Source organism: Fibrobacter sp. UBA3718 (genome assembly GCF_002371935.1).
GTDB lineage: Bacteria > Fibrobacterota > Fibrobacteria > Fibrobacterales > Fibrobacteraceae > Fibrobacter.
This window is the reverse complement of record NZ_DFHR01000018.1, coordinates 79379-98353: the sequence shown is the minus strand read 5'-3', so window position 1 is coordinate 98353 and position 18975 is coordinate 79379. Positions and strand designations below refer to the sequence as shown.

The window sequence follows — 18975 nt, the reverse complement described above, 5'->3', positions numbered from 1 at the left end:
TTGTGAATACAAAAAATACCAAGAATGAAATTTATTTCAATTTTTCGTACTTTGCGCTTCATCTGCTTGGCAAGGGTTTGTATTCTAACGCCTGGACTGCTATTGCTGAGCTGGTAGCTAATGGCTTTGATGCCAATGCAAAAAATGTTAAAATCTATATAAACGCAGCAAATAAAGAGAAATCTGTCATTGAAATATTTGATGACGGATACGGAATGGACTATGAAGATCTTGTTAGTAAGTATACACTTATAGGCAGAGACAAGCGTGATGATAAAACTATAGATGAAGAAACCAAAAAACAGTTGATGGGACGAAAAGGCATAGGAAAACTTGCGGCTCTATATCTTTCAAAAAAATACTATCTCATTTCAAAAACAAAAAAAGAAAGTTCTGCGTGGTGTCTAGATTCCCTTGATGCAAAAGATTCTGATGTTCCAAGGCTTGATAGGATAGACGCAAAGAAAATAAATATAGAGTCAGGTTCGTTTTGGGAAAAGAACAAAACTGGAACGATGATAAAACTGACGGATGTTGATTTGCGAAACTTTGGTGTACAATCGTTAAAGGGGTTACAGGCTCGTCTTGCTGATTTTTTTCTGACAGATGCTCTTGACGGAAAGATGGAAGTTGCCTTTTTAACGCATCGCGATGAAAAAATCAACTTTGAGAAAGTTGAAAAAGTGATTGCGTTTAGAAATATGTGTGCTCTATTTAACAACACGTCAAGAAATATTGAAAAAGAACTGTGTCAATCATTATTTTTTAAATCTTCGGTAAAACAAATTGCCAGTACGGAAAGACCTACTGTTTTTTTTGATGACAAAAAATTTCCGTATACATCTGGCGAGCAATGCTTTTTGCTTAGTGATGGGCGAAAAACGAAAAAAGGAATGCCTTATAAGTTAGAAGGATGGATTGGCATCCACGCTACTATTGATAAGGAAAGTGCAAGCAACAACGATTCTCGATATCTAAAAAATAAGGTTTATAATCCGAATAAGTTAAGGCTATATGTCCGCAAAAAATTGGCTGTAGAAAATTTCCTTGATTATTTGCACAACACTCAAGCTTTCAGCAATTATATTGAAGGCGAAATAAGTTTTGACATTCTTGATAATGATAAGTTGCCTGATATTGCGACAACAAATAGACAAGGTTTTGATGAAGATAGTGATAGAATTCAACTTCTTGTCGAAATCTTAAAACCTATTGTAGGGGCGTTGATTAGGCAGCGTGTGGAAATTGGCGAAGAAATAAAAAGAGAAGAAAAGGCTTACGCGGAAGAGCAAGAACGAATAGCTAACGAAAAAGCGGAAAAGGAACGACAAAAAGCAGAACGAGCAGAAGAAGAACGTAAAAAGGCGGAACAAGCAGAAAAAAGAGCGCATTTTGAGGCTCATCAAGCTAAGATAAACCAAAATATTGCTGAACAAGAAACAGAGAAAACCAAAGAACAGCTTGCAAAAAAAGTAGAACAACTAAAAATTGTCACATCATTATCATCTCAAGACATAGATCTCGTCACTAACTTACACCATCAAACAAATGTTGTCGCCAACAATATTCAGAGCTTAATAACACAGTTTATACGGCACAATAGAAACGATGAATTTTTGGAGTATAAACTAGTGGAGGAATTGCTAGGAAAGATTTCGTTTGAGGATAGTAAAATTATAACGTTCTCGAAATTTGGTATAAAAAAGATATTTGATGATTTTTCAACAAAGGCAAAGTACGACATCGTCGAATATCTAAAAAACTATATTGAGAAAATATCTTCTCAATTCACTAGCCAAACGCAGCTACTCATGTCTTTTGAATCGTCCATTCCTCATTTTAGTACTTTTTTCGCACCAATAGATATATCTATTATTGTTGACAATATGGTGAGTAATGCGAGAAAAGCTCATGCAACGGCTTTGGACATATCAACAAGTAAAATGAATGATGGAATAGAAATAGAATTCAAATCAAATAAACCATTTGATAAAAAAATTGAGAATTTAAACGACATCTTTGAAAAGGGTTTTTCTACAACAAGAAGTACAGGTGTTGGACTGTACCATATAAAAAATATATGTGATGAAAATGGTTGGGAAATTATTGCAGAAAGAGATGTCGGCACCGCTGTATTCGTTTTGACAATCCATTGTTAATGGAGAAATTATGCGCATAAATTATAACATTTTATGGTTTGAAAATGAGCAAACCGCATACGAAACCAAGAGGGATTTCGTAAAAGATATTCTTGAAGAATTGTACTTCAATTTCCCAGAACCCAGACACGAGATTGATGGTTCGAACATTGAGTCGATAGATTATTCGAAATATGACTTAATCATTGCCGACATGAACCTTGTCGGCAATGAAAAATCAATGGTACTTATAGATAGAATAAGGAATAAACAAATCCTAACAGAAGTACTTTTTTATTCATCGGCAGGTGAGGATGCGTTAAGAGAGGAACTTGCAAAATATAGAATTGATGGCGCATACTGTTCTGGTCGCGAAGATTACGAATTCGAAGAAAAAGTAAGAAGTGTTGTAGAAACTTTGATAAAGAAAACACAAGATTTAACAAATCTCCGTGGACTTGTCATGTCCGAAGTAAGCGATCTAGATGTTATGATGAAACAAATTGTTTCGTGCTGCTGCGAAGAGAATAAAATAGAGCAAGAATTGCGTAACTATATAGTAGGAACCGTTGAAGAACGCATCAAAAAAACTTTGAGTAGTGAGAAATGCCAAAAACAATGTACTCATGTTTGGCGTAATAAGAAAATTAATGAGGTCATATCTGAACAAAATTTTGATTCGTATACAACTGCAAGAGCATTACATCATCTTGCCGAAAAAAAGATAATTCATTCGGATTTCAATCTCGAAACATACAGAATCGAAATAATTGAGAATCGAAATTTCTTGGCTCATTGTCAAGCAAAACTAAATACAGATGGGAAAGAGATTCTTGTGACTTCTAAAGGGGACAAAGAATATGATTCAGAGAAAATAAATGACATCAGAAAAAATATTATAAAATACCATGATATGTTTGTTGACCTGTTGAAAAAGAGATAGGTGCTTTATAATAGTATTTAAAGCTTTGGAATAAATAATATGCCGCAATATTTAACAGAATGCGTAAAATATCTTTTTGACAATTATGTTCAAGCTACAAAGGGACCCTTTACGGAAAGCCCTGTTGGTGAGTATATACGTAATACAATTCCTCAAAAATTTTATGAAACAAAATTGATTGATGAGACCAAATATAAAGTCCAGGCTAGTGGTGGAAAAGGAATTTGGGCTCAAGTTCCCTGGGTAGGAATATTTAGAAAGGAAATAACAGATAGTGCCCAATATGGCATATATATAGTTTATCTTCTTTCAGCAGATGCTAATACTCTTTTTTTGACATTCAACCAAGGTTTTACAGATATAGCAAAAAATAAGAGTTCCAAGGAAACCGTTGCGGAAATGCGGGAACGTGCGTTGGATTGCATAAGTAAGTTAAACAAGCGTTCCTTTAGATCAGATAAAAATATTAGTTTAGGTGAGAGTCTAACTAATCGGGCTGAAATGTACCAAAAGGGTACGATTTTTTACAAAGAGTATCAGAAACAAAATTTGCCCTCTGAAGAAAGTCTTAGGCGTGATTTGAAAGACATGCTTGAAATTTATGATGAGTATTACGAAAAAATATATAAAGGAAAAGATAATTTCGGTTCAGAGCCGATAATCGACTCTAATAAGGAGAATGTGACGATGCAAACAATCTTCTTCGGCGCTCCCGGCACTGGCAAGTCTCGTAAAATCGATTGCAATCTTTTCAAAGATGAAAATGGGAAACCCATTGGAAAAGGCATAAAAGAAATCCCTGAAGATCGCAAGTTCCGCACAACGTTCCACCCTGATTACGATTACGCGCAATTCGTAGGTGCATACAAGCCTAGAAAAAAAGACGACGATCAGGATAAAATCACCTATTCCTTTGTTCCGCAGGTTTTCGCAAAGGCTTACGCTGCTGCTTGGAAGCTGTATTTAGAAGCTAAGGGAGATACCCGTGATTCTATCGGGGCTTCGCCCCTCCAGAATGACAGCGGGAAAGATATTCAAGTCTATCTCGTTATCGAAGAAATCAACCGCGGGAACTGCGCCCAGATTTTCGGCGATATTTTCCAGTTGCTTGACCGCGATGGTGAAGGATTTTCGCAATATTCCATTGATGCGGATTGCGATTTTGCGGGATGGCTCAAGACAAATGATAACGGGTTGAAATCCGTTTGGTCGGCATACGAAAAAAAGGTTGGCAATGGCAAGCTCAAGTTCCCGCCGAACCTGAACATTCTCGCCACCATGAACACCAGCGACCAGTCGCTATTCCCCATGGACAGTGCGTTCAAGCGTCGCTTTGATTGGGAGTATGTGCCAATCAAATACGCAAAAGATAGTGACTGCGGCGATGATTGGAAGGCAGATGAATTCAAAATTGTCATCGGCGATTCAATGTACATGTGGCTCGATTTCTTGAAAAAAGTTAATGCAGATATTTACGACGCAACGCAAAGCGAAGACAAGCAGATGGGTGAGTTCTTCATTAAGCCGAAGCGTGATAATCTGAAAATTTTGTTTGACGATTTCCGTTCCAAGGTCCTGTTCTATTTGTGGGATTCCGTGTATAAAGACGAGACTGAACGGCAAGCCGTGTTCCACTTCCCGTATGGGGATGGCGACGGGATAATTAATAGCGTGACGTTCCAATCGCTTTTCGGTAAAGATGCCGAAGCAATCGTGAACAAGATTATGGAAAACCTGAAAGTTGAGAAAGTGACCGCCTAAAACTTTTTGGTTGTTCATGATTTTCCTGTTCGAAGAATTTGCTTACGAAGCCGATTACCTCAAGGAGGTTATCGGTTATAGGGGCAATAGCGATTTCCAGAGCGAGAGCGGTTTTAATACCAAAGCGGCCGACACAGGTGCCAAAATAAATGGCGTCGGTTATTGCTTTTTCAACGGAAATCCTGTATTCGTGCTGCCCAAGGTCTTTCTCGACTGCAACAATACAAGGGCTTTCGGCGTGCCGATTGCCGCCGACGGCAAGGATGTTTTCGGAAAGGGCGAGTCGCCCATAAAGAACGTTCAGCGCAGGTTTCTCTCGTCGCTTTCGACTTGGCTCTATTCCGCTATCGACAAGTACCGCACCGACAGCGATATGACCGGCGTCCGTTCCCCGGACCACATGGAACATTCCAAGTTCAGGGGCGATGCCCGCTATGCGACGCTGCTCGATGTCATGAGCAGCATGGAACTGTTCTACAAGAAAAACCAGAACCTGTTCGTTTTTGTCGCCAAGAACAAGCATAGCGGAAACAACAGGATTAACTGGCAGCGGACTATCGCGAAAAAGACGCCCTTTATTCAAGACGATTCGCCAATCTACATGGAACTGGTGAACAAGAAGAAGGTTTTCGATCTGGATGACCGTCTGCTTGTTCTGTATTTCTCCGCGATGAAGTTTATCCAGGACGAGTTCGGGTTCGAAATGCCGCAGAGCGAGTTCTACGTTCCGCTCAAAAGGCAGGAGTTCGCACGCCTTCTGGAATGCGAACGCGGGCTGCGCGAGTTGCGCCGTATCAAGTACAAGTATTTCGAAGACCGCCTGCTGAAACTCTACAACATAATGGAGGCGTTTTTCCGTTGGGGCGCCAGGTACACCAACAAGAACGTAAAGGCGAAGGAATACCTGATTGCAAATTCGTTCAACAACGTTTTCGAGGCGATGATTGACAGCCTCATCAGCGACCAGGATAAAGAAGTCGCGAAGTTGAAGAGAAACGAAGACGGCAAGATAATCGACCACCTGTACAAGGAAAAGTCGCTGATATTCGCCGACGGGAGCGAAAGTATTTGGCACATTGGCGATAGCAAGTATTATAAAGAAGAAAACGAGGTGCTCGGCCAGTCGGTTGCAAAGCAGTACACCTACGCCAAGAACATTGTCCAGGATTTTTTCTCTCCCGATTTTGTCGATGGCAATGACGAATGCTATAGTTCGGGTGTCCATCAAGGGGTACGTTATAGGGACTCGGTGACGGAAGGCTACAGCGTCACGCCGAACTTCTTTATCCGCGGATTTGTCCCGGAGTATGAAAGCGACGGCCAGTACGACGATCCGTATTTTTCGGAGAAAGGCGAATCGAAAGACCCGATTAAGCCCGGCGATGACATGTGGGGTAAGCGCAACCGCCATTTCCGAAACCGTCTCTTTGACCGCGATACGCTCCTGCTGAAGGTGTACAACATAAACTTCTTGTATGTGCTCAAGACGTACACCTCCAAGCATTCGTCCCTGCGCGAAGACTTCAAGAAAAAGACCCGAAAGAGATTCCGTGATGATTTTTTGGAGCTGCTGGGCGACAATTACTACTTCTGGGCCGTATATTTGCCGGACTGGCAAACGCCCGATTATGCAGAACGGCTCCAGGATTTTGTTGACCGCCATTTCCATGCGCTAGTGGGCCGCGTGTTCCAACCCGCAGGAACGCCGCATTGCCTGATACTCGCGCTGGAACAAAGTGCCGTGAACGTTTCGCTGAAAGGCGCCTTGGATAAAGATTACGAAAAAATTCGTCAAATTGTTAAAGACGAAAAGTGCGAAATATTCCAAGTGTGGCCCCATGAAATTTGGGATAACGGTAATTCCCAGAAATGGGACGATGAAAACCTGCAGCAAAACAAAGTCACTGAATTGGGTGTGGTTGACGCACTTGTAAAATTTTCTTAGGCCCCTTGCCAGCTTTTTAGATATTAGGTACATTAAAGCTGCACGTGGTTCTCCGTCTAATGGAGAAATGCGTCTTTGCGTTTATAACGCAACGCATTTGGCCTCGGCAATGGAAATAAACAAGTTTATTTCCGCTGCTCTCGGCTTGGTGCGTTTTTTTTTATTCCGGGATTTCGGAGTAAAGGGGACGCCTCTAACATCAACCGGTCACAAATCGTGACCAGTCGGAGGCTGTATGGCAAAAAAGAAAGAGATTGTCCCTGCAAAAGCGGTGGAATCGCTGTTCAACAAGGTCTCGAACTTGATTGAGCAGGCCCGCGTGCGTGTGGCTGCGGCAATGAATGTCGCCGAGGTTTACACGAAGTACCAGATTGGGCGATTAATCGTAGAAGATGAGCAAAAAGGTCAGTATCGAGCGGAATATGGCAAGCAGATTCTGCTGAATCTTTCTGAACGACTGATTTCGCGCTATGAAGGCGGCTGGACTGTTGATACACTCAAGCGTTGCCGCTTCTTTTATCGTATTTATTGTCCCCAGCAAATTGGGGCAACAGTGTTGCCCCAATCTGAAGTTTTGCCCGATTTTACTCTTTCGTGGTCTCATTACCTGGTCCTCATGCGCATCAAGAATGCCGATGAGCGGCGCTTTTACGAAATTGAGGCCACTTCCGGGAACTGGTCTGTTCGCGAGTTGCAGCGGCAGTATGGTTCAAGCCTGTACGAACGTCTTGCACTGAGCCGCGACAAGGAACAGGTCGCCCGCCTGTCGCGTGTTGGCAACGTGGTGGAAAAACCGGAGGATATCATCAAGAATCCGGTGACGCTGGAATTTGTCGGCTTGAAGCCGGACGCTTCGTATTCGGAATCGAACCTGGAATCCGCAATCATCGGCAAGTTGCAGGAATTCCTGCTGGAACTGGGAAAGGGGTTCTTGTTCGAGGCACGGCAGAAGCGCTTCTCTTTTGACGAAGACGATTACTATGTGGACTTGGTCTTGTACAATCGTCTGTTGCAGTGCTATGTGCTAGTTGACTTGAAGGTTGACAAGTTGACGCACCAGGACCTCGGCCAGATGCAGATGTATGTAAACTATTACGACCGCTATGTAAAGCAGGATTTTGAAAAACCGACTATCGGCATTCTGCTTTGCAAGGAGAAGAAGGATACCCTTGTGAAGTTGACTTTGCCCGAAAACGCGAATATTTACGCCTCTGCCTATGAGCTGTACCTGCCCGACAAGAAGCTTTTGCAGGCGAAAGTCAAGGAATGGGTAAATGAATTTGAAAATGCAAGATAAGAGTATTGTGAAGATGCGCCCTTCAAGCAACTAATGGAGAAATACGATGAAGAAAAAATCAGAAGAAGAGAACAAGAAAGATAATACTGGATGGAACGCCTTCTTGGAATTGCGCAGGCAGGCACAACACAATATGCAGCAGCTATCCGCCGATGCCGAGAAGGCCGGTTCCGCTGGCATGACCCTCGACGAAATCAACGCTGAGATCGCTGCAGCCAGGAGCGGGAAGTAACGCGCAGGCGTTGACTTCCTGCTGGTCTCTTTGTATATTTATCCCCGTATTACGACAATCCCTGCGACAGTCGGCATAGGCCTTGCGGCCCGTACGTGCATCCGCGGTGGGGTTCATCAACCTTCTTGTTGATGTTGTTGGATAGCTGGCAGGAACACGACCTGCTCGAGTGTGTGGCGAAAGCCGCGCCAGGTAACGCCGAGGAAGACCCTCGCCAACAGCACCGCAAGAGCATCCCAAAACATAAAGAAACCCTAATTGCGCCTACAGTGTAGGCGTAGTTCCCGCTTTGAACGGCTGTTTTCCATTTTAAATTGCCGCAGCCCGGAGCGGGAAGTAACCGGTCGCAAATTGCGACCTCATGGAGGCTATAATGAAGTCAAAAGAAGTTATCTCTACGAAGCTGATCCAAGATGCCAAGCAAATCATCGAAAATGCGCGAAAGAATGCGGTCAGGAGTGTTGATTTCTGTCGTGTCCAGATGTATTGGAATCTTGGCCGTCGGATTTTCGAAGAAGAACAGCATGGTAAGAAGCGTGCCGATTACGGGGCGTATATCGTGAAATCGCTTGCTGAAAAGCTGGAAGCGGAATATGGGAGCGGTTTTTCTAAGCGTCAATTGGAATTTTGCCGCCAATTTTTCATTACCTATCCAATTGCGAATACAGTGTGTTCGCAATTAAACTGGTCCCAATACAAGCTTCTTCTGGCTATACATGATAAAGATAAAAGGGAATATTATCAACACGAATCGGTAAATAACGCATGGACTAAACGCGAACTCGAACGCCAAATCAACAGCCAACTATACGAACGCCTTTTGCTCAGTAACGACAAGGAATCCGTGCTGGCGGTCGCTCGCAAGGAGCGCATCCCTGAAACTCCGCAAGAGGTCATCAAGGATCCGATGATATTGGAATTTGTTGGGTTGAAAATGAATTCGGCCTTTTATGAAACCGATTTGGAAGGTGCGATTATTTCGCATATTACGGATTTTCTTCTCGAACTGGGTAAGGGTTTTTCCTTTGTTGCACGGCAGAAGCGGATTATGCTCGAAGACGATGAATTCTTCATCGACCTCGTTCTTTACAACAGGCTGCTTCGCTGTTTTGTGATTATTGAAATCAAGACGGGCAAAATCACGCATCAGGATATAGGCCAACTCCAGATGTACGTGAATTACCACGACCGAGTCGAGAAATTGCCTGAAGAGAACCCGACCATCGGCATTCTTTTGTGCGCGGGCAAAAACGATTCTGCTGTGAAAATGACTTTGCCCGAAGGCAACAAAACTATCCTCGCTAGTGAGTATAAGTTGTATCTGCCCACCACCGAGCAATTGGTCGGTGAAATCAACGAGGCCAAGGAACTCGCGAAAAAAAGAACTGCCCAACCAAACAAAGGAGGACGTTGAAAATCCTTCTATTACGTATTGAAAAAAACTACCCAATCCTACCCCAAAAAACTACCCAAAAAAACTACCCAGAAAACTACCCAGAAAATACTTGATGCGATATCAAATAATCCTAATGTGACTAGGTTGGAGTTATCAGAAATTTGTGGAATAACTGCTGACGGCGTAAAATGGCAATTGAGAAATCTCACAAAGTCTGGGCGCATTGCTCGTATTGGCGGAGATCGTGGAGGCCACTGGGAGGTGCATGATAAATAATCCTGGCCATTTTTCTATATTTCCGTGTGTTTAAGGCCATGCCTTATAATCCATTTGACACAAGAAAAGGAACGCTATGCCAGCTTTTGATCCGAATGCGAAAAAGATGCTGATTTCGGGAAACGAGGCCATCTCGCTTTCCATGCGCCACTGCAACGTGCAGTTTGCCGCAGGCTACCCGGGAACCCCCTCCACCGAAATCCTCGAGGACTATTCTGAACTCGGCGGGTATGCCCAGTGGGCCCCCAACGAGAAGGTCGCCGCCGAAGTGGCCCTGGGTGCAGCCTTTGGCCATGCCCGCAGCGTGGTTACCATGAAGATGGTGGGCCTCAACGTGGCAAGCGACGTGCTCTACACCGCGACCTACACGGGTGTGGATGGTGGCATGGTGTGGATTGTTGCCGATGACCCGGGCCAGGGCAGTTCCCAGAACGAGCAGGACACGCGCAACCATGCGAAGGCATCCGTTTGCCCGATGTTCGAGCCCAGCAACTCGCAGGAAGCCTACGATTTCTTCCGCATTGCGATGCAGACGAGCGAAAAGTTCAAGATTCCCGTAATACTCCGCATGACGACCCGCGTGGACCACTCCAAGTCCATCGTCGTCCCGAAGGAAGAACTCCCGGCGATGGTGCCGAACTTTGAACGTAACATCGCCCAGCACGTGATGGTGCCCGGCTTCTCCAAGCCCGCGGGCCGCAAGCTCCGTGCCAAGATGGACGAGATGGAAGCCTGGAACGTCGCGGAAGGCCCCAATCGGGTGGAAATGCGCAGCGCCGACATGGGCATTATCGTGAGCGGCATCAGCTATCACCATGTGCGTGAAGCCGCTCCGGAAGCAAGCATCCTCAAGCTCGGCATGACGTACCCGCTGCCGATGCAGCTCATCAAGGATTTCGCGAAGAAGTTCGAAGGCAAGCGCCTGCTCGTTATCGAAGAAAATGACCCGTGGCTCGCCGAGAACATCAAGGCCGCGGGCATCCAGTGCGAAAGCAAGTTCGACCCGATTTTCCGCTTCGGCGAACTGGACGTGAACCGCGTCCGCCGCATTATCGCTGGCGACAAGAACCCGGACCCGGTTCCGGTGAAGGGCAAGCCGCCTATGCTCTGCCCGGGCTGCCCGCACCGCAGCTCTTTCGCGGTTCTCAAGGAACTCGACTGCATCGTCTCTGGTGACATCGGCTGCTACACGCTCGCCGCTCTCCCGCCCATCAGCGCGATGGACTACATGATTGACATGGGTGCCGCTATCGGTATGGGCATCGGTCTGCGTAACGTGCTCCCGCGCGAACAGGCCAAGAAGGTCGTCTCCGTGATTGGCGACTCCACCTTCGTGCACAGCGGCATCACGGGCCTCGTGGAAGCAGGCTACAACCGCCCCGACACCGGCCATGTGGTCGTCATTCTCGACAACAGCATCACCGCCATGACGGGCCAGCAGGAACACCCGGGTACGGGCCGCCACCTGGACCACAGCCCGGCCTACAAGCTGGACTACGGCGCCATCGCGAAGACTGCCGGTTTCGACAACGTGTACGAAGTGAACCAGGTCAAGGAACCCGAGAAGTTCAAGGAACTCGTGAAGGAAGCTCTCGAGAAGGACGAGCTCACGCTCATCGTGGCGAAGAGCCCCTGCATTCTTGCCCTCAAGAGCATCCTCGCCTGGGACAAGGCCAACAAGGAAAAGGCGGAAAAGGCTCTCGCCGAATCCGAAGCCGCCGCCAAGAAAAACGGCAACTTTTAAGGAGAAGTTTTTATGAGCGTAGTTAACGTGAAATTTGCCGGCCTCGGTGGCACAGGCGTTATCAAGGCGAGCGACGTGATGGCGGAACTCGTGTTCGAACAGGGTTACGACGTGAAGAAGGCCGAAGTGCACGGCATGAGCCAGCGCGGCGGTTCCATCGCAAGCGACGTCCGCTTTGCGAAGGGCGAAGAGGTGCAGTCCCCGATGATCCCGACGGGCGAAGCCGACTACCTGGTGGTATTCGACGAGACGCAGGTCGTGGTGAACGAGGCCTTCCTCAAGCAGGGCGGCGTGCTCCTCACTCCGGCGGACATCGATGTCTCGAAGCTCGAGAACGTAAAGGCCCTGAACGTCGCGATGCTCGGCAAGCTCAGCAAGCATTTCGACTTCACGGTGGACCAGTGGACAGTCGCTTTGAACAAGCTCTTCGCCGAAAAGTTCCATGAAGGCAACAAGAAGGCGTTCATGCTCGGCCGCGAAGGGTAAACTACATTCCGTGAAGGATGGTGTCGAAGATTTCTTCGAGCCTTTCGTTCTGCTTCACGGTGTCGTAATCGCTTTCGATCTTGGCCCGTGCGGCGGCACCCATCCGCGTCCGCAAACTGTAATCGCTCGCCAGTGCGTCCATGCATTCGGCGAGCTTTTCTGTATCCCGCTGGCCGACAAGCATCCCGGTCCTGCCGTCGTCGATGATTTCGGGAAGGCCGCCACAGAACGTGCCGATGCTCGCCATCGCGCTCGCGCCCGCTTCCTTGAGCACGATGAGGCCTGAATCGCGGTCGTTGTTCTTCGCGACAATGCAGGGCGCCACGAGCACGTCGTAGTTTTCGAGCAGGGCGGGCATCAGCTGCGCATTGACGCTGCCCTTGAAAATTACCTTGTCGGCGATTCCGAGTTCTGTGGCGAGACTTTGCAGCTGTTCCTGCAGCGGGCCCTTGCCTATGAGCGTGAGGGTCGATTCCTTGTGCTTGCCTGCAATCTTTGCAAATGCGCGGATGCCGTACTCGAATCCCTTCTTTTCGACCTGGCGGCCGATCATCAGGAACTGGGCGGGGCGTTCGGGACGTGTGAAGGGCGTGAAAGCCGACGTGTCGACACCAAGCCTGTGAATCTGGATTTTGCTTTCGGGTGCACCCAGCTGCACGAGACAGTCGGCAAGTTCCTGCGAGGCGGGCAACAGCAGCTGAGCCGTCTCGAACATGCGCTTGTAAGTGCGCTTGTAGAAAAGGTAGTCAACCGGGATCCGCTCGTTGAGGAGGATTCCGACATCGACTCCGTGGAGCGTCACGACAAGCGGGACGTCCGCCTTGTTCGCGGTCGCGGCGACAAGCGCCCCGTTGGTGCCGAAATGCGCATGCACGAACTTCGCGCCGCTCTCGCGGATGGTACGGACAAACTTGCCGCTCGGCAGTGCCGCATAGTAGAGCGCACGTTCCAGGGCGCCAAGCGAAGTCACATGGTCGTAGGGGAAATTTTCCCTTGCGGGGTTGAGACCGCGGGCAAGCACGTAGGGTTCGTATCTACGGGCATGCTTCACCTGGTCGTAGATAAAGGTCTCGCTGTAAGGGAGCCAGTTGCCAATCGCCATCGCATAAGGAATTCTTGCCATGCTTACGTCGCCTGCCTTTGATGGAGAAGTTCGCGGATTTTTGCAACGCAAATTTCGGTGTGGGTCGGTTCCAGGTTCGGGAAAATTCTGTTCTTATAGAACTCGATTTTTGCAATGTAGGGCGTCCGGTCTTTCCATTCTTCGGATGCGATAAATTCCGCAAGTTCGTCGGCAGTCCGGACGTCTTTCCCCACGGTGAATTCTTCGAGCGGAATGTAGAACGAACGCTTGCGGGTATAGCGTTCGACATCGAAAGCGAACCGCACCAGGGGACGGTCGAAGATGAGCCAGTCGATAGCGATGCTGGAATAGTCCGAAACGAGGCATTCGGCGGTAGGCAGGAGATTGCCTATTTCCTGGACATCCCGGATTTCGAAGCAGGGCGCGACATCCCCGAACGACCCCGTTCCCGAATTGACATGGCGGACAAGGGTGAATTTTTTTCCCGTCTTTTCGAGGTAGCGGCGAAGTGTTTCGCTGTGCAGCACGTCCGTTTCCATGCGGTCGAGTTGCTCGGCATCCGCGGCATCGTCGCGGAAGGTGGGGAACCAGAGGATCCGCCCTTCGGGCTCGCCTTTCGAGGCCAAAATTAGTTTGTCTACATGCGCACAGCCGCAGTTGGGGACAAAGGCGGACTCGGGCTTGTAGGGCATCGCCTTCAAGAACATCTGCTTCTCGTATTCGGAACCAGCAAGCATGTAGTCGAAATCGGCAAACTTCTTTTGCATTTCGCGGCGTTTCCGTTCGTTCCAGCTTGCTGCGGCGGGAACGGCGAAGTATCCCGTCTTCGCGAAGTTTTGCCCGTGGTTCAAGTGGATGCGCAGCCCGGCACTTTTCCTAAAATACCTGAAGAACTGGTCGATATCGTCTTCGCCGTGCGAAAAAATCACGACGGGAGCCTTTATCATGGCAAGCCGCGCCTTCCATGAGTTCTTGCGGAGCACCTTGTAGCCCCGGCTTCTAAGTTCGCGCGTGAGTTCCGGGTTTGCAGAAATCCAGACGATTTCCTGGTCCGTCGACTCGGCTACGTACTTGTGCACGGCGGCAGAATTGTCTTCGTAGATCCTTCCACGGTGGCCGCCGACGACCCATGGGCACGCAGCCTTGGCCCTGCACTCCGCAAAAAGGGGCGCAAGCATCCTGAAGAACATGGCATGCAGGAAATCGAACGGATAGCCGACAAGGAACGACCAGGAATATTTCATACGTGCTAAAAATATTAAATTTGATTCCGATGTCGGACATCAAGACAGACCAAAAATACCTTGTCAAAAGCGCGTTCCTCAATCTGGCGGGTACGGCGCTCAAGGTCATCGCCCCGCTTTTGATGATCGTGGTGGCGAGGGTCTTCGACAAGGCGCTCTTCGGCGTCTATGTCTCCACCCAGCTGTGGGTGCTCACGATGAGCCGCGTGGCGGTTCTCGGCCTCGACAAGGGCCTCCACCGCTACATTCCGCAGAATATCGTGCAGGGGCGCGACAGGTTCGAGGGCATCATGGAATCCGTCAAGCGCACGGTGCTCTTCTCCGTCATCCTCACGGCAGCCGTGCTGATTGCCGCCTATTTCGGCCTGCACAAGCTCTCGAGCGGCCTTGCCATGCTCTCTTCCACGGAAATTTCCATCTACATCCTCTCACTCGTACCCTGGTCCATCCTCCACATTTTCGCGGGCGCCTCCGAAGGAAACCGGAATCCGCAATACAAGATTTTCATCAACGACTTTGCTGTATCGGCTCTTGCGCCGGTCATCGGGCTAGTCCTCTTCTACGCATCGTTCCCGCAAACGCTCGCCTTGCCCGTGGGCCTGTTCTTTGCGAACTGCCTCGGCGTCGTCTGCTACCTTTACCTTATCCGCAAGCAGTTCCCCGAGATGCCGTGGCGTCCGCGCAAGGGCCTTTCCAAGGACCTGCTGAACTATTCCATCCCGCTCGGCTTTTCGGAAGTGGTCACCTCGTTTCTGCTCCGCATGGACCTGTGGATGGTGCTTGCGCTGCTCGGCCCCGAAGCGGCGGGCATCTACGCCGTGATGGTCACCATCTCTAACGGGCTCAAGACTATCCGCCAGAGCTACAACCCGATCCTCCTCCCCGTTGTCGCGGGAATGACCCCCGAACGCTTAAAAACCGACCTCAAGCCCGTATTCAGCTACTGCGTATCGATGGTGACCCTGATACAGCTCGGCATCGGATTTTTCATCGTGCTCTTCCCGGAACAGACGATGATGATTGCGGGCAAGTCGTTCATTACCGAAGAAAACCCCGTCGCCGTGCTCGGCATCCTCATGATCGGGAACCTGATCAACGGCATGTTCGGCCTTGCAGGGCCGGTCATCAACGGGCTCGGACGCAGCAAGTTCATGCTCCTCATGAACGTGGTCTCGCTCGTGTTCGCCATCGCCATGAACTACCTCCTGATTCCGCGGCTCGGAATCGCGGGCGCGGCGCTTTCCTCGATGGGCTACCAGATCCTACAGGCAGTATGGATGAACATCTACGTCTACCGCATGATAGGTTTCTGGCCCTACAAGTGGACCCTCTGGATTCAGGGAATCTGGATCGCCCTCCTCACGGCGCTTTACGTTGTTCTAAATAACGGTTTCGAGCCCGGCCTCCTGACGAAGGGCGTCTTCTACGGCATCGCCCTCCTCCTTATCCTCGCGACCTTCTACTTCCAGGGATTGGGCGGCAAGAACCCCAAAAAGAACCGGTAATGCCGGATTCCGGCCTTCCCGGGCCAAAATTATGCAATCCGGGGCCCCAAATATTTATACTTTGTGCACGATGGCACGGTTTTTGCAACAATTATCGCGACTGCTCTTGCAACAGCTCCCGGCACGGCTTCTGCATCACCCTCAGAAGGCCGTTTCCGCCCTCCTGATGGCGGCGTGCTTCGCCATGCTCATGGGCTGCGAAGAAATCGAAGAGGAGAAGCCGTGGATCCATGTGGACCGTCCGCAGATGCTCTTTACCGACACGACGCTTTTGGACTGCTACGACAAGGATGTCCTCTCCTGGAAAATGAAGACGGCCTACCTCGAACGCTGGGCCGACAAGGAAGTGGTTTTCGTGCGCCCGGTGCTCGTGGATATCTACGATTCGGTCGGCGAGCGCGTCGCGTTCCTGCGCGCGGATTCCGGACGCATGGACATGAAGTTCACCTACGTGTACGCCTACGGCCACGTGTATGCACTGACCCCGAAGGGAGCTTCCGTCCGTGCGGATTCGCTCCTCTGGAACAAGGGCGACAACCTGGTCAAAACCGACAGCTACGTGCGCGTGGTTTCCGAAGATGGCGACGTGCTGCAGGGCAAGGGATTCGTGAGCGACGCGCACATGGACAACTGGAGGATACTCTCGAACGTGACGGGCATATTCCAGGACGCGGCGAAGCGCATGAAGGAAGAAGACAAGAAGCAGGCGGAAGAACTCGAGAAGAAGCCTCCCGCGCCGCCTCCTGCCGCGAGGGGCCCTGTGCCCGGAGCAGGCGGTGCCTCCCCCGCCACGAAGGGAGCGTCCGCAATCCAGTCGCCGCCGCGGGGGAACAAGTGAAGCGCCTCCCCCTCATATTCCTGATGCTGTTGCTGCTCGCCACGGCGGATGTCTTCGCGCAGAGTTCCCCGCTCATCATGAAGCACGCGGACAGCCTCGCTGTCGCCCGCAAGCGGGGGTCCCTGCTGTTGCAGGGCCGCGTGCTCTTCGTGCACGACAGCGTCCGTTTCCGCACGCAGCGCGCCACCTGGAACAAGGATTCCGAAGTCGTGCAGTGCGACGGCGGGTTCCTCTTCACGCACCCTTCCGGGTACATACAAGCTAGCAACGGAATCTACCGCAAGAAACAGGCTCTCGCGACCGCTTCCGGGAATGTCGTGTCCGGGGATTCCCTCAACACCTACCTTTTCAAGGGCGAGATGCTGGAATACGACCGCGAAAACGAGATCCTCACGATGCCCGTTCAGCCGAAACTTTTCCAGTTCGAGAAGCAAAAGGACGGCACCGTCGATACGACTACCATCGAGGCGCGCAAAATCATCTACAACAAGAAATACTCCTTTGCCGAAGCATACAACAACGTAAAGGTGACGCAGAAGGACATGGTCGTCACCTGCGACACGGGCTATTTCGACCGCGCGAACGGATGGCTCTCGATGAAGGGCAACCCGACGTTCGACATGAAGAACTACCACCTCACGGGCGATTCCATCTTCCTCGTGATCGACGAGGCGAAAAAGACGCTCAAGTCGGCACTCGTCATCAGGAATGCGCACGGCATATCGAAAGAGGACCCGAAGAGAAACGCCCCCGGCAACGTGACCGAAGCATTCGGCGACACGCTCTTCTGCGAATTCAAGGACAACAAGATCGAACGTCTCTACGTGAACCTGAACGCGAAGGGGTTCTTCTACGAGACCGACCTTCCCGACTATCGCAACCTCATGGACGGCAACCGGCTCGACCTCTTCTTCAACAAGGGCAAGATGGACCACGCCATCGTTTCGGGCAAGGCGCAGAGCACCTACTTCTACATCAAGAAAGACCGCACCGTCTCGGGCAAGAACGAGGCGGCGGGAGACACCATCAACATCGTTTTCGACCCCCTCAAGAACGCGGTAAAGACGCTCCGGCTGCTTGGCCGCGGCACCATGGCGAGCGGACGCTACGTGGACCTCGAGAAGGAACAGCGCAACAAGGCCGCCAAGGAGCGTGTGACGCGGGATTCGCTCGCAAAGGCGGGCATCACTGCGGATTCCACAGCGACAGCCCGGCAGAAGCCGCACATGCGGACCATGACGCGCGAAGAGAGGAAGGCGGAAACCGACGCCCGCAACGCTCGACGCGCAAGGCGCGCCGCAAAAGGCCGGCAACCCACAACCGAAAATGCGGAGGAAAAGAAGCCATGAAGAACCTGGTAAGCACAATCCGTACAGACAAACTGCGGAAGGTCTACGGCGGACGTCAAGTCGTAAGCGACGTCTCCATCAGCGTTTCGCAGGGCGAGATCGTAGGCCTCCTCGGCCCCAACGGAGCCGGCAAGACGACATCGTTCTACATGATCGTGGGCATGGTTCGCCCCGACGCGGGCCACATTTTCCTCGACGATATCGAGATGACCGACAAGCCCATGTACAAGCGCGCACGCCTCGGCGTGGGCTACCTCCCGCAGGAAGCATCCATCTTCCGCAAGCTCTCGGTCGAAGACAACATCATGGCCATCCTCGAGACGCAGGGGCTCAAGCGCCGCGAACGCAAGATGCGCCTGGAACAGCTACTCGAGGAATTCAAAATTACACACATCCGCAAGACGAAATCCATGAGCTGCTCCGGCGGTGAACGCAGGCGCCTCGAAATCGCACGCGCGCTCGCGAGCGACCCGTCGTTCCTGCTTCTCGACGAGCCCTTCGCTGGCATCGACCCGATTGCCGTCGCCGACATCCAGTCCATCATCTCCGGGCTCAAGGAAAAGGGCATGGGCATCCTCATTACCGACCACAACGTCCGCGAGACGCTGTCCATCACCGACCGCGCCTACATCATGTACAAGAGCCAGGTGCTGACGGAAGGTTCCTCGGAATACCTCGCTAACGACCCCGAGGCAAGGCGCATCTACCTGGGTGACAGTTTCCGCCTGGATTAGGAG

The 18975-nt window shown here is 50.2% G+C and carries 16 protein-coding genes; 14 read left to right on the top strand and 2 right to left on the bottom strand.

The genetic code is table 11. The features are described 5' to 3' along the window. The first annotated feature begins 2 nt into the window (after positions 1–2). The 10 genes from B4A77_RS06935 to B4A77_RS06895 all read left to right on the top strand — a co-directional run bounded on the left by B4A77_RS06935 (position 3) and on the right by B4A77_RS06895 (position 12218). Positions 3–2159 carry an ATP-binding protein gene (locus B4A77_RS06935; protein ID WP_290739462.1) on the top strand — a complete coding sequence of 719 codons (2157 nt, stop codon included), beginning with the start codon at positions 3–5 and terminating at the stop codon, positions 2157–2159. 10 nt (positions 2160–2169) lie between these two features. Continuing rightward, positions 2170–3081 (top strand): hypothetical protein, encoded by a 912-nt coding sequence (locus tag B4A77_RS06930; RefSeq protein ID WP_290739459.1) that lies wholly within the window; start codon positions 2170–2172, stop codon positions 3079–3081. Positions 3082–3120: 39 nt separating this feature from the next. Further along, on the top strand, positions 3121–4842 hold the full coding sequence (locus B4A77_RS06925; protein ID WP_290739456.1) for an MrcB family domain-containing protein: 1722 nt from the start codon (positions 3121–3123) through the stop codon (positions 4840–4842). A gap of 16 nt (positions 4843–4858) precedes the next feature. Then, positions 4859–6787, top strand: coding sequence for an LlaJI family restriction endonuclease (locus tag B4A77_RS06920; RefSeq protein WP_290739454.1), 1929 nt, complete (start codon positions 4859–4861; stop codon positions 6785–6787). Positions 6788–7022: 235 nt separating this feature from the next. After that, the gene (locus tag B4A77_RS06915; protein WP_290739452.1) at positions 7023–8084 is read left to right on the top strand and encodes a PDDEXK nuclease domain-containing protein; all 1062 of its coding nucleotides are present in this window, start codon (positions 7023–7025) and stop codon (positions 8082–8084) included. Between the two features lie 46 nt (positions 8085–8130). Then, a complete protein-coding gene (locus B4A77_RS06910) occupies positions 8131–8316 on the top strand; it encodes a hypothetical protein (protein ID WP_290739450.1) in 186 nt (61 codons plus the stop codon). A 373-nt stretch (positions 8317–8689) separates the two neighbouring features. Beyond that, the gene (locus B4A77_RS06905) at positions 8690–9730 is read left to right on the top strand and encodes a PDDEXK nuclease domain-containing protein (protein ID WP_072807965.1); all 1041 of its coding nucleotides are present in this window, start codon (positions 8690–8692) and stop codon (positions 9728–9730) included. Between the two features lie 18 nt (positions 9731–9748). Further along, positions 9749–9988, top strand: a complete 240-nt coding sequence (locus tag B4A77_RS12885) for a winged helix-turn-helix domain-containing protein (RefSeq protein ID WP_072807644.1) — start codon at positions 9749–9751, stop codon at positions 9986–9988. Positions 9989–10064: 76 nt separating this feature from the next. Continuing rightward, a complete protein-coding gene (locus B4A77_RS06900; protein WP_290739445.1) occupies positions 10065–11732 on the top strand; it encodes a thiamine pyrophosphate-dependent enzyme in 1668 nt (555 codons plus the stop codon). 12 nt (positions 11733–11744) lie between these two features. Further along, a complete protein-coding gene (locus B4A77_RS06895; protein ID WP_072807646.1) occupies positions 11745–12218 on the top strand; it encodes a 2-oxoacid:acceptor oxidoreductase family protein in 474 nt (157 codons plus the stop codon). A gap of 1 nt (position 12219) precedes the next feature. On the opposite strand, the gene B4A77_RS06890 is transcribed toward B4A77_RS06895, so the two are convergent. Beyond that, positions 12220–13341 (bottom strand): glycosyltransferase, encoded by a 1122-nt coding sequence (locus B4A77_RS06890; RefSeq protein WP_290739442.1) that lies wholly within the window; start codon positions 13339–13341, stop codon positions 12220–12222. Positions 13342–13343: 2 nt separating this feature from the next. Next, the gene (locus tag B4A77_RS06885; RefSeq protein WP_290739440.1) at positions 13344–14546 is read right to left on the bottom strand and encodes a CDP-glycerol glycerophosphotransferase family protein; all 1203 of its coding nucleotides are present in this window, start codon (positions 14544–14546) and stop codon (positions 13344–13346) included. Between the two features lie 2 nt (positions 14547–14548). Here B4A77_RS06885 and B4A77_RS06880 point away from each other — a divergent pair, with 2 nt between their 5' ends. From B4A77_RS06880 to lptB, 4 genes are all read left to right on the top strand, one after another. Beyond that, entirely contained in the window at positions 14549–16051 is a 1503-nt protein-coding gene (locus tag B4A77_RS06880) for an oligosaccharide flippase family protein (RefSeq protein WP_290739437.1), read from the top strand. A 70-nt stretch (positions 16052–16121) separates the two neighbouring features. Beyond that, positions 16122–16889, top strand: coding sequence for an LPS export ABC transporter periplasmic protein LptC (gene lptC / locus B4A77_RS06875; RefSeq protein WP_290725201.1), 768 nt, complete (start codon positions 16122–16124; stop codon positions 16887–16889). Next, positions 16886–18238 carry a hypothetical protein gene (locus tag B4A77_RS06870; RefSeq protein WP_290739434.1) on the top strand — a complete coding sequence of 451 codons (1353 nt, stop codon included), beginning with the start codon at positions 16886–16888 and terminating at the stop codon, positions 18236–18238. Before lptC ends, B4A77_RS06870 begins: the two co-directional genes overlap by 4 nt. Further along, positions 18235–18972, top strand: a complete 738-nt coding sequence (gene lptB, locus B4A77_RS06865; RefSeq protein ID WP_173365098.1) for an LPS export ABC transporter ATP-binding protein — start codon at positions 18235–18237, stop codon at positions 18970–18972. Before B4A77_RS06870 ends, lptB begins: the two co-directional genes overlap by 4 nt. Positions 18973–18975 lie beyond the last annotated feature (3 nt).